We start from the raw sequence: 13,584 nt of genomic DNA, 5'->3' as shown, positions 1-13,584 counted from the left end.
ACGTCCGCCGTCCGCGCGGTCAGCTGTTGCTGCCCCCGAGGGAGTTCCCGCGCATGCCGAACTGACCGAGCATTCCGCCGTTGCGCATGCCCTGCGGCGGCAGCAGCTCGCTCGGCTGGACCAGGACGTGGCCCGTGCCGGAGAAGTGCATCTCCCAGCCCTCGCCGGTGGTGCCGCGGCGGCGCCACACGGAGGAGGTGGAGGTGGGCGCCTGGAGCTGGGTGCGCAGGGACGTGGACCAGGCGATGACGGCGTCGGAGTCGACGCAGACGTTCTTCTCCGGGCCCACCTCCAGCACCAGCGGCTCGCCCGAGGTCATCAGCACGACCTGCCCGGAGCCGGACAGCTCCAGGTTGTAGGCGCCCGCGGAGGCCACCTCGACGGCGCTGTCCACGGCGACGATGCCGACGCCGAGCGAGCCGTCGAAGGCGAGGACGGAGGAGCTGTCGACGGTGATCCCCCGGCCGACCTCCATGACGTGCAGGTGCTGGGCGAAGTTGGCCAGGTAGACGATGCCGTTGCCCTTGCAGCGCATGAGTTCCAGGCGCTCGCCGGTCATCCGCTCGACGTTGCGCCAGCTGCGGTTGCGGTACTGGCTGTCGAACTCCACCTGGCCCTCGAAGGCCACCATCGCACCCTGGCGGGCGAGCACGGCGCTGCTTCCCTGGGTGACGTCGGTCTTGAGGAGCTGCGGGTTCTGCAGGGTGTAGCGGCCGGTGGACTCCACCGGGACGTGTGCGAAGAGTGTGCTGTGCATGATGTGCCTGGTGCTCCCCTCAGCCCCGGATCTTGAATCGGTCGCCGGTGTCCTCGCTCGGCTGGACGACCACGAAGCCCTGCCCCTTGAAGCCGATCTGGAAGGCCTCTCCGCTGCCCCGGCCGATCAGCGCACTCGCCTTGATGGTGCGCCGGGCCTTCATCTCCAGACCGGTCGTCCAGGCGATGAGCGCGTCCGGGTCGACGTAGGTCTCCCGTTCGGCGCAGTCCAGGGCCATCGGAACGCCCCGGCTGACCAGCGCGACCCAGCCGGTGCCCTTGACGACCAGGTTCGTCAGGCCCGAGCCGGACAGCTTGGCGAGTCCCTTGACCGGTTCGATGGCGAGTTCCAGCGAGGCGTCGCAGGCCAGCAGCGTGGCGCCGTTGACCGAGAGCGCCTCGCCGTTGAGGTGCAGGACGATGACGTCGCCGCCGTAGTCGGCGAGGTAGAGGTCGCCGTCACCGCGGCAGAGCATCAGCCTGCCGCCCTCGCCGGTGACCATCTCCTCGGCCGAGCGGCGCAGGCTCGCGGGTGCCCCGTCGAACTGCACATAGCCCTCGTAGGCGATCATCGAGCCGGCCTTGGCGATCAGGTCCTGCCCGCTGACCATGGTGACCTTGAGCGTCTTGGAGCTGTGCACGCTCATGCGGAGGCCGGTCGGAGCGGCCCGGTGCGCGTTGAGAGTCTGGGTGTCCATGGGCCTCACACCTCGAAGGGCTGTACGACGACGAAGTTGCCGGGGGCGCCGCGGAACTGGAGGTTCACGGCCTCGGCCGTCTGGCGGGCGTACCCGGAGCGACGCAGCCTGAGCGAGGTCGTGGTGACCGCCTGGGCGCCCGCGGACCAGGCGATGACCGCGTTGCCGTCGACATAGGTGGCCGGGCCCACGGGGATGACGACCGGCACACCGCGGGTCTTCACGGCGACCGCTCCGGTGCCGGAGAAGAGCATGCTGAACAGGCCCCCGCCCTCCAGCCCCGCGCCCTCGATGCGGCGGATCTCGGTGTCCAGCGACTCGTCGAAGGCGAGCACCCCGCGCGCGCTGGTGTAGAGCTGCTCGCCCTGGAGTCGGATGACGAAGACCCGGCTGGCCTCGTCGGCGAGGAACACCTCGCCGTTGCCGGTGCAGCGCATCAGGGCCATGCCCTGGCCGGTGAGCGCGCCGGTGAGCTTGCCGAGCAGTCCGGAGCCCTTGTGGGCGAAGTCGATGTCGCCCTGGTAGGCGACCATGCTGCCCTGCTTGGCGAGGATGGGCGCGTCCTTGGTGAGCGTGGCCCGCACGAGATACGGGTTCTGCTCGGTCCAGCGGTCGCCGACGGGGGCTTCCGCGTACTTCGTCAGGACGACGCGCACGTTCGCCTCGGGCGGCACGGGCGCCAGCTGCGTCCCGCCGCCGAAGGGCTGCGCCTGACCGGGGAAGGCCGAGGCGCCCGGAGGGGTGAACTGACCGGCGGGCGCTCCCGGGGGCGCGAACTGACCGGGGGGCGCTCCGGGCGGCGTGAACATCTGGGGGCTGGTCGGCGCCGGGGGTGCCTGCGGGGGCACGCCCGGCGGGGTGCCGACGCCGGCGGGCGGAGTGCTCCCGACGATCGTGGGGGCGTTGTGGACCGACGGAGCCGGGGCGGGGGCAGGCGCGGGCGGCGCAGCGGGGGCGCCGAAGGCGGGCGGCGGCGCGGCCTGCTGCTGCGGCGGCGCGAAGGCGGGCGACGGGGCCGGCTCCGGCGCGGCGGGCGCGGGCTCCTCCTCGGCGACCTCGCCGCCGAAGTTCCTCAGCAGCGCGTCCAGGCCACCGTCGAAGCCCTGTCCGACAGCGGCGAACCGCCAGACGTCCTTCAGATAGAAGTCGCCCAGCATCACGGCCCGTTCGGTGGAGAACTCCGAGCCGTCGAAGGAGTACCGGGCCACCTCCTCGCCGCCGGCGACGATACGGACGTATCCGGGAGCGATCTGTGACATCTGGCCGGCGCCGTCGATGGTCGCGGTGAACGACAGCTTCTGGATCTGCTGCGGAATCCGATCGAGCGTGACCCGGAAGGACTCGGTGTCACCCGACTGTGCGCCCAGGAGCTGAATGGCGTCCTCGGGTGACTTCGGCTGGTTGAAGAAGATGAAGTACCGGTCGTCCGAGAGTTGTTCGTCGGCGTCGAGACCGAAGCAGCTGATGTCGAAGGTCAGCCCGGGACCGGAGATCTGTACGCCTACGTACAGATCCGTCCCCGCGGTGAGGTCACTGATCTTGGCCTTGTGGCCGCGTTGGAATTCCCTGGCCATGCGTAACGACCGTCCCCCATCCCGAATGTGAGTGCGTCGCGACAGGCTAACGGCAAACTCGGACACCGGCCGAAGTCGGTACAGATCCGGTACAAAATCCCGCTCCGTGACCGATACGTCGAAGAGCCGGGGCGAATGTCACTCGCCGCGGGCGCCCGGCAGGTGCGGCAACCGCTCGGCGGCGACCACTCCTTCGAGATAGCCCTTCGCCCGTTCGGTGCGCGGATACGCCTCCAGCAGCCGCCAGAAACGGGGTCCGTGTCCGGGGACGAGCAGATGCGCGAGCTCGTGCAGCAGCACGTAGTCGACGACGTACTCGGGCATCCCCTGGAGGCGGTGGGACAGCCGGATGCTGCCCTCGGCGGGGGTGCACGACCCCCAGCGCGTGTTCTGGTTGGTGACCCAGCGCACTGAGGACGGGCGGGCCCGCCCGTCGAAGTACTGGGCGGACAGGCGCTCGGCCCGCTCGGCCAGTTCGGTGTCGCCGAGGACCCGTTTGCTCTCCTGGGCGGCCAGCTTGTCGAGCATGACGCTCACCCAGCGTTGCTCCTCCGCCTCGGACATCCGGGCAGGGATGAGCACGACGGTGCGATCGCCCTCGCGGTACGCGGAGACCGTCCGGCGTCGCCGGGCGCTCCTGCGGACCTCGATCGCGCTCGCCCCCGAGCCGCTCGGCGGCTGGCTCGTCGTGCTGCGCTGTGGCGTTCCGGCGCGGTGCAGGGGGTCGGCGGGCACGCCCCGACGTTACCCGCTGCACACGGGGGAAGTCCCGAGTCCGGGGCGGTTGGGTTCCGATCCGCCACAGGCGTTTGATGCGCACGACTGACTTGTACGACTAATACCCGCCGCCTGTGGACAACTTTCGCCACCCGGCGGCGGACTTGGGCATGCTGGCTCCAGCCGGTGGCACCGCGCCGGGGTCCGACCGACCTCCGGCCGACCCACGACCGGTTCCACCGGCACACGGGGACGTTCTACGAGGGCTACGGGGGCCTTGTCATGGAGCACATGGTGTCGACCGCGGGGGTTGCGGGTCCGAGGGTTCCGATCGTGAAGCCCGCGCTCAGGCGCGGCTGGCGCGATCGCAACACCGTGCAGTTCGGGATGACTCCGGCGCACGCGATGACGCTGGGCCCGCTGGACACGGCGACGGCGAGCTTCCTCGACCTGCTCAACGGCACGCGCGGACTGGAGCTCCTGCGGGAGGAGGGCCGGCGCATGGACCTGCCCGACGGCCATGTCGACGCGCTCGTGGAGCGGCTGGCGCGGGCCGGGCTGGTCGACGACGCCAAGGGCGGCGGACCGGCCGCCGACACGCTGCGCGGCAAGAAGGAGGTCCTCGACCGGCTGCGGCCCGATCTGGCCTCGCTGTCCCTGACCACCTCCGCACCGGGTGAGGCGATCGCGCTGCTGGCCGCCCGGCGCTCCCTGCGGGTCCAGGTCCGGGGCGCCGGCCGGGTGGGCACGGTCCTGGCCTCACTACTGTCGGGCGCGGGGATCGGCGAGGTCGACGTGCGGGACATGGGGCGCGTGGAGCACGGGGACGTCGCACCGGGCGGGCTGCCCGCCGAGTCCGTCGGAGACCGCAGGGACGAGGCCGCCCGGCGGGCCGTCCGCCGTGCCGCACCGGACCGGCCGCCGCGCCGCCCGCCGCGCACGCCGTTCGACAGCGAGGAAGCCGGACTGTCCCTGGTGATCCTCGCCCCGCGGGACGACATCGACGTGCACGCGCCCGCCCCGAGCGCCGCCGAGTCCCTGATCGCGTCCGGCACACCCCATCTGTACGCCGGGGTCGTGGAGGCGACCGGAGTGGTGGGGCCGCTCGTCCTGCCCGGGGAGACGGGCTGCGCGGGCTGTCTTCAGGAGGCACGGATCGACCGGGACCGGGAATGGCCCCGCCTGGTCACCCAGTGGCGCTCCGGCCGGCCCCGCCGGGAGCGGCCCTGCGACCTGACGCTGGCCACCACGGTGGCGGGACTGGCCGCCGCGCACGCCCTCGCCTTCCTGGACGGCCGGCTTCCGTCCAGCGCGGGTGCCCGCTGGGAAGTCTCGCTACCCGCTCTGACCTGGCACGCTCGGCCGGTCCCGGGGCATCCCGCATGTCCGTGCGGGGCAGCGGAGAAAGCTAAGGGGGAACGCACCTCCAAGGCCGAGGAGTCACACGAGACAATGGCGGAGCAACGACCGTCGACGGAGGTACGCCGTAGCACCGACGCGACGCGGCCGGCAGGTACCTGGAGGGCGCATGTCTGATCTTCCCCGGAAGGCGGTAACCCGCACCGCCAAGCTCGCCGCGCTCCCGCTCGGATTCGCCGGACGGGCGACCTGGGGACTCGGCAAGCGGATCGTCGGCGAGTCCGCGGAACTGGTCGGTCGCGAGCTGCAACAGCGCACCGCCGAGCAGCTGTTCAAGGTGCTCGGGGAGCTCAAGGGCGGCGCGATGAAGTTCGGCCAGGCCCTGTCGGTCTTCGAGTCCGCGCTTCCGGAGGAGGTCGCCGGGCCCTACCGGGCGGCGCTGACGAAACTCCAGGAAGCGGCCCCGCCGATGCCGACGCGCACCGTGCACTCGGTGCTCGCGGAGCGGCTCGGCGAGGACTGGTCCGAGCTGTTCGTCACATTCGAGGACAAGCCGTCCGCGGCCGCCTCGATCGGCCAGGTGCACCGCGCGGTGTGGCACGACGGCCGTGAGGTGGCGGTCAAGGTGCAGTACCCGGGCGCCGGCGAGGCCCTGCTGTCCGACCTGAGCCAGTTGAGCCGCTTCGCCCGTCTGCTGGGCCCGCTGATCCCCGGTATGGACATCAAACCGCTGATCGCGGAACTCAAGGACCGGGTCTCCGAGGAACTGGACTACGGCCTGGAGGCGCAGGCCCAGCGCGCCCATGCCGAGGAGTTCGCGGACGATCCGGACGTGGCGGTGCCCGATGTGGTCCACCAGTGCGAACAGGTGCTGGTCACGGAGTGGATGGAAGGCATCCCGCTGTCGGAGGTGATCGCCGACGGTACGCAGGAGCAGCGTGACCGGGCCGGTCAGCTCCTGGCCCGATTCCTCTTCTCCGGCCCCGCCCGCACCGGGCTCCTGCACGCCGATCCGCACCCGGGCAACTTCCGGCTGCTGCCCGGCGGCCCGGACGGCGAGGGCGACTGGCGCCTCGGTGTCCTGGACTTCGGCACGGTCGACCGTCTTCCGGGCGGTCTGCCGACGCCGATCGGCACCTCCCTGAGGATGACGCTGGACGGCGAGGCGGAGGCCGTCTACGAACTCCTGTCCACCGAGGGCTTCGTCAAGGAGTCGATAGAGCTGGACCCCGACGCCGTACTCGACTACCTGCTGCCCATCATCGAGCCGGCCGAGGTCGAGGAGTTCACCTTCACCCGCGGCTGGATGCGCAGCCAGGCGGCGCGGATCGCCGACCCCCGCTCCCCCGCGTACCAGTTGGGCAAACAGCTCAACCTGCCTCCGGCCTATCTCCTCATCCACCGGGTGACCTTGAGCACCATCGGTGTGCTGTGTCAGCTGGGGGCGACGGTGCGGCTGCGTGAGGAACTGGAGGAGTGGCTGCCGGGGTTCGTGCCGCAGGAGCCCCTGGACGAGGAGGAGCCGGCGGCGGAGGCGTGACAGCGGGGCGGCTTCACCACCAGGCCGAGTCCAGCCGCCCTTCGATCGCCCTGAGGTTCTCCCGGGAACAGGTGTCGCAGAGGTACTGACGGACACCGTTCTCCACGGAGCAGGTCCAGATGGGCTGCGGCTCCTCGGCCACGGTGCCGCAGCGGGCGCACACGAGGGACGCGGGCGCCTCGGCGGAGTCGGCGTCACTGCCTCCGGAAGGACTCGTCACCCGGCGACGATAACGCCGCGGCCCGCGGATCGGGGTACAACGCACCGCGGGGGCCGGTCCGTTCGGACGGACCGGCCCCCGCGGGGAGAGCTTCGCCTCCCTGTCCGGGAGGCCACCGCTTCAGGGTGTGTCGGACTTACTGCATGACAGCCATGGCGAGCGCCCGGCGGGCACGCAGCGAGGCGCGCTCCGCCTTGCGCTGCATCCGGCGGGCGGTCACCAGGCGGCGGGCCTGTCGGTCCCGCTCGGCCTCGTGCAGTAGCTCGTGCATATGCGCACGTGCCAGGGCTTCTGGAATGAGTTGCATTTCTCGGGTCCTGTTCTGGCGCGAGTCCATGGCGCCACTTGTGGAGAAGTCTTCAGGCGTCGCGCCTGCGGGCTCGTTGGTGGACGGCTTCATCGGGGCCTGCTTCTTGGGGTCGTGCGTAAGGGGGCGGTCGATCGTTCCTGCGGTGTTCATGCTGTGACCGGGTTCTTGCGCGGGCGACCACGCGGCCGCTTCCGGGCGACGACGACACCCTGCACGAACAGCTCGCCACCCCAGACGCCCCAGGGCTCACGCCGCTCCTTGGCGCCTGCGAGGCAGGCCTCCATCAGCGGGCAGGTGCGGCAGAGGGACTTGGCGTACTCGACGTCCGCCGGCGACTCGGCGAAGAAGACCTCCGGGTCGTAGGAACGGCAGGGGACGGGCACGCCGAGGTTCTCGATGGCGTCGTCGAGCGCGGTGAGCGCAGTGAGCGGAGTCAAGGTGGAGTCCTCCGTGAGACCGGGCTTGGGGATCGTGTCGGAAGGCGGTACGGACGGGGCGTGCGCTTCGAGTTGCACGGTTGGTCTTCCTCGTCTGGTCGGTCCGGTCCTGTTGGATCGGGTGTCGGCTTGGTACCGGGTTCTTTTCTTGTCCCGAGGCTCCTTCGCTCCGTCGTCCCCGTTCGGGGAAAACAGAAGGGCCGCGGATCCCGGATGGGGTTCCGCGGCCCTGAAGGCGCCGACCTGATCGTCGATCAGGCTGGATCACTCCAGGGTTCTGGCCCACGGAAGGCCCACATCTGGTGGTGCTGCGTCGTCTGCTTCCGGTTTCCGGCACCGGCCGCCGCAAAGGCATAGGCGTGCGCCTGTGCCACTACTGCTTCCAGCGCCTTGGTCGGTCGCTCATTCCGCTCGCGGACGGGAAGGTCCGCCAGGGACAGGGCGGAGGCCGGACGCACGGCAGGAATGCCGGACAGACCGGTGCCCAGGTTCGAAACGCCGAGCATGCACGCGGAGACGACCGAGCGATCGGTCATTTTGGCGGTGCGGCTGGAGCTGATGTTGATGCTGATCACTGGAATCGCCTCCTCTCGGCGTCTCGGGGGACTGGGGGTGAGCCAGTCCGACGGATATGCAAGTAGAACACGGAATCGGGGCCTCCGAGAAGGCCTCCGTCCCCGTGGCTAAGAACCTATGGGGATTGCTGGGGCATGCGCAAACTATTTTTCCGACGAGTTCGGATCAGTTCCCGTCTTCTTCCGTCCCGGGCTCCCGACCTGCACAGATGGCGAGGACATCGGCTCCGTAGCGGTTGAGCTTACGCATCCCGACTCCCGGGATGCGGGCCAACTCCCCCTCGTCGTCGGGGGCGGCCTCGGCGATCGCGATCAGTGTCTTGTCGGTGAAGACGCAGAAGGCGGGTTGTCCGCTGCGCTGTGCCTGGACCGCGCGCCAGTCGCGCAGCCGCTCGTAGAGGCCCTCGTCCATGTCGGACGGGCAGTCCTCGCAGCGCATCAGTTTCATCTCGCCGGCGTCGGTGAGCGTACGCCCGCACACCCGGCAGCGGGCCGGGCTGCGCTGGGTCCGGCGCCGAACGGCACTCGGCCCGCCGGAGGCGAAGCCGCGCTCCACCCCGCCGGCACCGCCCGCACCACCGACGGCGGCACGGGACGCGACGGCCGTGGAGCCGGGGCGCAGGCCGTCGAGGAAACGGCTGGGGCGGCGGCTCGGGCGGCCGCCGGGCGAGCGGGAGAGCGCCCAGGAGACGAAAAGGTGTTCCCGGGCCCGGGTGACACCGACATAGAGGAGACGGCGTTCCTCCTCGATCTGCTCGTCGGTCTTTGCGTAGGTGATCGGCATCATGCCTTCGGCGACACCGGCCAGGAAGACGACGTCCCACTCCAGGCCCTTGGCGGAGTGCAGGGAGGCGAGGGTGACGCCCTCCACGGTCGGGGCGTGCTGGGCGCCCGCCCGCTCGTCGAGTTCGGCCACCAGGTCGCTCAGGGTGGCGCCGGGTCTGGCGGCGGCGAAGTCCTGCGCGAGGTTCACCAGCGCGGCCAGGGATTCCCAGCGCTCCCTGACGGCCCCGGAACCGGCGGGGGGCTCGGTGGTCCAGCCCTCGCCCGACAGCACGGCACGCACCTGCGAGGGCAGGTCGACGGCGTCGTCCAGAAGGGAGTCGTTGCCACCGAAGCGGGCCGCGCCGCGCAGGGCGACGCCCGCCTTGCGGACCTCGGGGCGGTCGAAGAAGCGCTCGGCGCCGCGCAGCTGGTACGGGACGCCGAGGTCGGCGAGGGCCTGTTCGTAGGTCTCGGACTGGGAGTTGGTGCGGAACAGCACGGCGATCTCGCTGGCCCGGACCCCGGAGTCGATGAGCTCGCGGATGCGGCGGGCGGCGCCCTCGGCCTCGGCGGGCTCGTCGGGGTACTCGGTGTAGCCGGGCTCGGGGCCCGGCTTGCGCTGGGACACCAGCTCCAGCCGGTGGTCGGCCGCGCGGCCGCGGGCCTGGGCGAGCAGCCCGTTGGCGAGATGGACCACCTGGGGTGTGGAGCGGTAGTCGCGGACCAGTTTGACGACGGTGGCACCGGGGTGCCGGGTGCGGAAGTCGAGCAGATGGTCGGGAGTTGCTCCCGTGAACGAGTAGATCGTCTGGCTGGCGTCACCGACCACGCACAGGTTGTCCCGCTCGCCGAGCCACAGTTCCAGCAGGCGCTGCTGGAGGGGGCTGACGTCCTGGTACTCGTCGACCACGAAGTGCTGGTACTGGGAGCGGACCTGCTCGGCGATGTCGTGCCGGTCCTGGAGGATCGCGACCGTCAGCAGCAGGACGTCCTCGAAGTCGATGACCGCCCGGTCGCGCTTGACGTCCTCGTAGGCGGCGTAGAGCTGGGCGATCTCGGCCGGGGCCCGGGGGACGTCGCGGCCGGCCTTGGCGGCGGCGAGCGGGTAGTCGGCGGGGACGGTCTGGGTGACCTTGGACCACTCGATCTCACCGGTGACGTCCCGCAGCTCGCCGCGGTCGAGCCGGATGCGGCAGGCGGCGGCCGCGTCGGCGACCAGCTGGACCTTGCGGTCGACCAGCCGGGGCATGGAGCCGCCGACCGCCTTGGGCCAGAAGTACTGCAGCTGCCGCAGGGCCGCCGAGTGGAAGGTGCGGGCCTGGACGCCGGCCGCCCCGAGCTGACGCAGCCGGCCGCGCATCTCACCGGCCGCGCGGTTGGTGAAGGTGACGGCGAGCACGCTGGAGGGCTGGAGGATCCCGGCCCGGACGCCGTAGGCGATGCGGTGGGTGATCGCCCGGGTCTTGCCGGTGCCGGCGCCCGCCAGCACGCACACCGGGCCGTGCAGGGCGGTGGCGACCTCGCGCTGCTCGGGGTCGAGCCCTTCGAGCACCGCGTCGGGCGAGCCCGGTGTCTGCGGGAAGAGCGTGGAGTGCGTTGCTGCTGTCACACGGCCATGCTGCCAGGTCGCCGGAGACGGCTGAGCCGGTTGTCCACAGGCGGGTACCCGCAGTCGTACTAATGCGGCAGGCGTGATGTGCGCGGCATACCCCCGGCGGGAATGGTGGCCGGGCCGTGCGCGTTATCCCACTGCCACCCCTATCTCCGAGCCGCCGAGGAGCACCTGAGACATGCCGGGCACTGTGACGATGTACAGCACCACGTGGTGCGGCTACTGCCGCCGGCTGAAGAGCCAGATGGACCGCGAGGGCATCGCGTACAACGAGATCAACATCGAGCAGGACCCGGAGTCCGCCGCGTTCGTCGAGAAGGCGAACGGCGGCAATCAGACGGTTCCGACCGTGCTGTTCCCGGACGGCTCGACGCTCACGAACCCCTCGCTGGCGCAGGTGAAGCAGAAGATCGGCGCGTAGCCGCGCCGCGGCGGGTTTCCAAGGGCGGTCCCTGAGGCGCTTCAGGGGCCGCCCTCTTGTGTGTCCGTTTGTGTGTCCGTCCCTCAGAGGAAGTTCCTCGTCGGCAGGGGCTTGCCGTACCAGAGTTCGATGAGGCGGGCCGCGATGGAGATGCCGTAGGGCGGGAGGACCTCGCCGGAGTCGAAGGCGGCGCGCAGTTCGTCGCGGGAGAACCAGCGGGCCTCGTGGATCTCGTCGCCGTCGACGTTGATCTCGGTCGAGGTGGCGCGCGCCATGAAGCCGAGCATGAGGCTGGAGGGGAACGGCCAGGGCTGGCTGGCGACGTACTCGACCTGGCCGACGGTGATGCCGGCCTCCTCGAAGACCTCGCGGCGCACCGACTGCTCGATGGACTCGCCGGGCTCGACGAAGCCGGCCAGCGTCGAGAAGCGGCCCTCGGGCCAGTGGACCTGGCGGCCCAGCAGGATGCGGTCGTCCTCGTCGGTGACGGCCATGATCACGGCGGGATCGGTGCGCGGGTAGTGCTCGGCGCCGCAGGCCTGGCAGCGGCGGATGTGGCCGGCCGCAGCGATGACCGTGCGCTCGCCGCAGCGCGAGCAGAAGCGGTGCGTGCGCTGCCAGTTCTCCAGACCGACCGCGTGCACCATCAGGCCGATCTCGCGCGCCGACAGCAGCAGGCCGGCCTCGCGCAGGCCCGCCGGGCGGGCGGACTGGTCGATGCGGCCGGGCAGCGCGTCCTTCTGAAGCGCGAAGTAGCGCACGCCGTCCTCGTCGATGCCGAGGAAGTAGCGGTGCGCCTCGGTCAGGGGGGCCTCGAAGGCCGGGGTCATGACGAGTTCGGTACGGCCGTCCGTCGTCTCGTCGATGAGGACCTGGCCGCCGGAGACCACGAAGCAGCGGGTGGTGGGGTGGCTCCACGCCGCCGCGAGCCAGGCCTCGTCGAGCCGGTGGTGGGCGGCCCGGTCGATGCTGCTCGGGGCGGTGAGCGAGATGGGGCGATCGGCGGTGTGGTCGGTCCAGGTGGTCACGGGTGCTTCCAACTCCCCCGGTGGAAAGGGTGTTTCACGGGCGGTTCAGCGGGACGTACGGCGGGAGGCGACCGGGTCCGGCGGAGCGTGGTGGTACGGGACAGTTCTTCCAGTGTGCCCCGCCCGTCATGCCGATCCGGACGCTTCGGGACGATCAGGGCGAGTGGCGCCAGTGCTCGGCGAGGTCGCCCCACAGGTAGGCGGTGGTCTCGACGCCTCTGAGGAGCAGGTCGAGCTCGACCTTCTCGTTCGGTGCGTGCCAGCCGTCGGAGGGGATCGAGATGCCGAGGAAGAGCACGGGTGCGCCGAGAACCTCCTGGAGGTCGGCGGCCGGTCCTGAGCCGCCCTCGCGGGTGAAGCGCACGGGCCGGTCGAACGCGCGGCCCATGGAGCGGACGACGGACTGCAGGGCCGGGTGGTCCAGCGGCGTCAGACACGGGCGCGTGGCGGCGAGGAACGTGATCTCGCAGCGGATCCCGGCGGGCACCCGCTCCTCGACCCAGGCGCGGACGATCTTCTCGATGTGGTCGGGGTCCTGTCCCGCGACCAGCCGGAAGGAGAGCTTCGCCATCGCGGAGGACGGGATGACCGTCTTGCTGCCGGGGCCCTGGTAGCCGCCGCCGATGCCGTTGACCTCGGCCGTGGGCCGGGCCCAGACGCGCTCCAGGGTGGTGTGCCCGGCCTCGCCGTGGGTGGCGTACGACTTGGCGGTGCGCAGCCACTGCTTCTCGTCGAAGGGCAGCTCGGCGAAGAGCGCGCGCTCCTCGTCGGTGAGTTCCACTACGCCGTCGTAGAAGCCGGGGACCGTCACGCGCGCGTGCTCGTCGTGCAGGGCGGCGACCAGGCGGGCGACGGCGGTGGCCGGGTTGGGGACGGCGCCGCCGAAGGAGCCGGAGTGGAGGTCCTGGTCGGGGCCGTGCAGCCGGATCTCGCACTCGGCGAGGCCCCGCATGCCGGTGCACACCGTCGGGGTGTCCTCGGACCACATACCGGTGTCGGAGACGATGACCGCGTCGGCGGCGAGCCGACCCGCCCGCTCCTCGACGAGCGCACGGAAGTGCGGGGACCCGGACTCCTCCTCGCCCTCGATCAGCAGCTTCAGGTGCACGGCCGGGGCGGTGCGGCCGGTGGTGGCGAGGTGGGTGCGGACGCCGAGTGTGTGGAAGAACACCTGCCCCTTGTCGTCGGCCGCCCCGCGCGCGTACAGACGGTTGTCGCGCACGACGGGCTCGAAGGGCTCGCTGTCCCAGCCGTCCTCGCGGGCGGCGGGCTGTACATCGTGGTGGCCGTAGACCAGGACGGTGGGTGCCTCGGGGTCGTCGGAGGGCCACTCGGCGAAGACGGCCGGGGCGCCCGGCGTCTCCCAGACCTCGGCGGTCGGGAAGCCGGTCTCGCGGAGTTTGGCGGCGAGCCAGTCGGCGCTGCGGCGTACATCGGGCGCGTGGTCGGGCTGGGCCGACACGGACGGGATGCGCAGCCATTCGGCGAGGTCGTCGAGGAAGGCGGCACGGTGCTGCTCGATGTACGAACGGACGGCGCTGACGGCACTGTCAACGGGCGGGCTCATGGTCA

General features: G+C 71.2%; 14 protein-coding genes. 3 read left to right on the top strand and 11 right to left on the bottom strand.

The window, feature by feature from the left end; translation table 11 throughout:
• Nucleotides 1-19 precede the first annotated feature (19 nt).
• The 4 genes from K4B79_RS13025 to K4B79_RS13010 all read right to left on the bottom strand — a co-directional run bounded on the left by K4B79_RS13025 (nt 20) and on the right by K4B79_RS13010 (nt 3,763).
• The gene (locus K4B79_RS13025) at nt 20-757 is read right to left on the bottom strand and encodes an AIM24 family protein (RefSeq protein ID WP_232026681.1); all 738 of its coding nucleotides are present in this window, start codon (nt 755-757) and stop codon (nt 20-22) included.
• 19 nt (nt 758-776) lie between these two features.
• On the bottom strand, nt 777-1,454 hold the full coding sequence (locus K4B79_RS13020) for an AIM24 family protein (protein ID WP_232026680.1): 678 nt from the start codon (nt 1,452-1,454) through the stop codon (nt 777-779).
• Nucleotides 1,455-1,459: 5 nt separating this feature from the next.
• The gene (locus tag K4B79_RS13015; RefSeq protein WP_232026679.1) at nt 1,460-3,028 is read right to left on the bottom strand and encodes a TerD family protein; all 1,569 of its coding nucleotides are present in this window, start codon (nt 3,026-3,028) and stop codon (nt 1,460-1,462) included.
• Between the two features lie 138 nt (nt 3,029-3,166).
• Nucleotides 3,167-3,763 (bottom strand): M48 metallopeptidase family protein, encoded by a 597-nt coding sequence (locus tag K4B79_RS13010; RefSeq protein ID WP_232026678.1) that lies wholly within the window; start codon nt 3,761-3,763, stop codon nt 3,167-3,169.
• Between the two features lie 273 nt (nt 3,764-4,036).
• Between K4B79_RS13010 and K4B79_RS13005 the strand changes: the two genes are divergently transcribed.
• Together K4B79_RS13005 and K4B79_RS13000 are read left to right on the top strand one after the other, a co-directional pair.
• Nucleotides 4,037-5,281, top strand: coding sequence for a TOMM precursor leader peptide-binding protein (locus K4B79_RS13005; RefSeq protein WP_232026929.1), 1,245 nt, complete (start codon nt 4,037-4,039; stop codon nt 5,279-5,281).
• Nucleotides 5,274-6,644 carry an ABC1 kinase family protein gene (locus tag K4B79_RS13000; protein WP_232026677.1) on the top strand — a complete coding sequence of 457 codons (1,371 nt, stop codon included), beginning with the start codon at nt 5,274-5,276 and terminating at the stop codon, nt 6,642-6,644. The genes K4B79_RS13005 and K4B79_RS13000 overlap by 8 nt, the downstream gene beginning before the upstream one ends.
• Nucleotides 6,645-6,657: 13 nt before the next feature.
• Here the strand turns inward: K4B79_RS13000 and K4B79_RS12995 are convergent, their stop codons facing one another.
• The 5 genes from K4B79_RS12995 to K4B79_RS12975 form a co-directional block, all read right to left on the bottom strand.
• Nucleotides 6,658-6,864: a hypothetical protein gene (locus tag K4B79_RS12995; protein WP_232026676.1), complete on the bottom strand. Its 207-nt coding sequence runs from the start codon at nt 6,862-6,864 to the stop codon at nt 6,658-6,660.
• Nucleotides 6,865-7,000: 136 nt separating this feature from the next.
• A complete protein-coding gene (locus tag K4B79_RS12990; RefSeq protein WP_232026675.1) occupies nt 7,001-7,324 on the bottom strand; it encodes a hypothetical protein in 324 nt (107 codons plus the stop codon).
• Nucleotides 7,321-7,689, bottom strand: a complete 369-nt coding sequence (locus tag K4B79_RS12985) for a WhiB family transcriptional regulator (protein ID WP_019754617.1) — start codon at nt 7,687-7,689, stop codon at nt 7,321-7,323. Before K4B79_RS12985 ends, K4B79_RS12990 begins: the two co-directional genes overlap by 4 nt.
• A 176-nt stretch (nt 7,690-7,865) precedes the next feature.
• Nucleotides 7,866-8,186 (bottom strand): hypothetical protein, encoded by a 321-nt coding sequence (locus tag K4B79_RS12980; protein WP_232026674.1) that lies wholly within the window; start codon nt 8,184-8,186, stop codon nt 7,866-7,868.
• A gap of 166 nt (nt 8,187-8,352) precedes the next feature.
• A complete protein-coding gene (locus K4B79_RS12975) occupies nt 8,353-10,560 on the bottom strand; it encodes an ATP-dependent DNA helicase UvrD2 (RefSeq protein WP_232026673.1) in 2,208 nt (735 codons plus the stop codon).
• A gap of 181 nt (nt 10,561-10,741) precedes the next feature.
• Between K4B79_RS12975 and K4B79_RS12970 the strand changes: the two genes are divergently transcribed.
• Complete coding sequence (locus K4B79_RS12970; protein ID WP_009293545.1) at nt 10,742-10,984, top strand: mycoredoxin; 243 nt, start codon at nt 10,742-10,744, stop codon at nt 10,982-10,984.
• A gap of 83 nt (nt 10,985-11,067) precedes the next feature.
• On the opposite strand, the gene nudC is transcribed toward K4B79_RS12970, so the two are convergent.
• Together nudC and K4B79_RS12960 are read right to left on the bottom strand one after the other, a co-directional pair.
• A complete protein-coding gene (gene nudC / locus K4B79_RS12965) occupies nt 11,068-12,012 on the bottom strand; it encodes an NAD(+) diphosphatase (RefSeq protein WP_232026672.1) in 945 nt (314 codons plus the stop codon).
• Nucleotides 12,013-12,166: 154 nt separating this feature from the next.
• Nucleotides 12,167-13,579, bottom strand: coding sequence for a dipeptidase (locus K4B79_RS12960; RefSeq protein ID WP_232026671.1), 1,413 nt, complete (start codon nt 13,577-13,579; stop codon nt 12,167-12,169).
• Between the last annotated feature and the right edge of the window lie 5 nt (nt 13,580-13,584).

This window comes from Streptomyces lincolnensis, assembly GCF_021173675.1.
In the GTDB taxonomy this organism is placed as follows: domain Bacteria; phylum Actinomycetota; class Actinomycetes; order Streptomycetales; family Streptomycetaceae; genus Streptomyces; species Streptomyces lincolnensis_B.
Note: the sequence above shows the minus strand (reverse complement) of the source record. Positions and strands in the feature narration are given on the sequence as shown.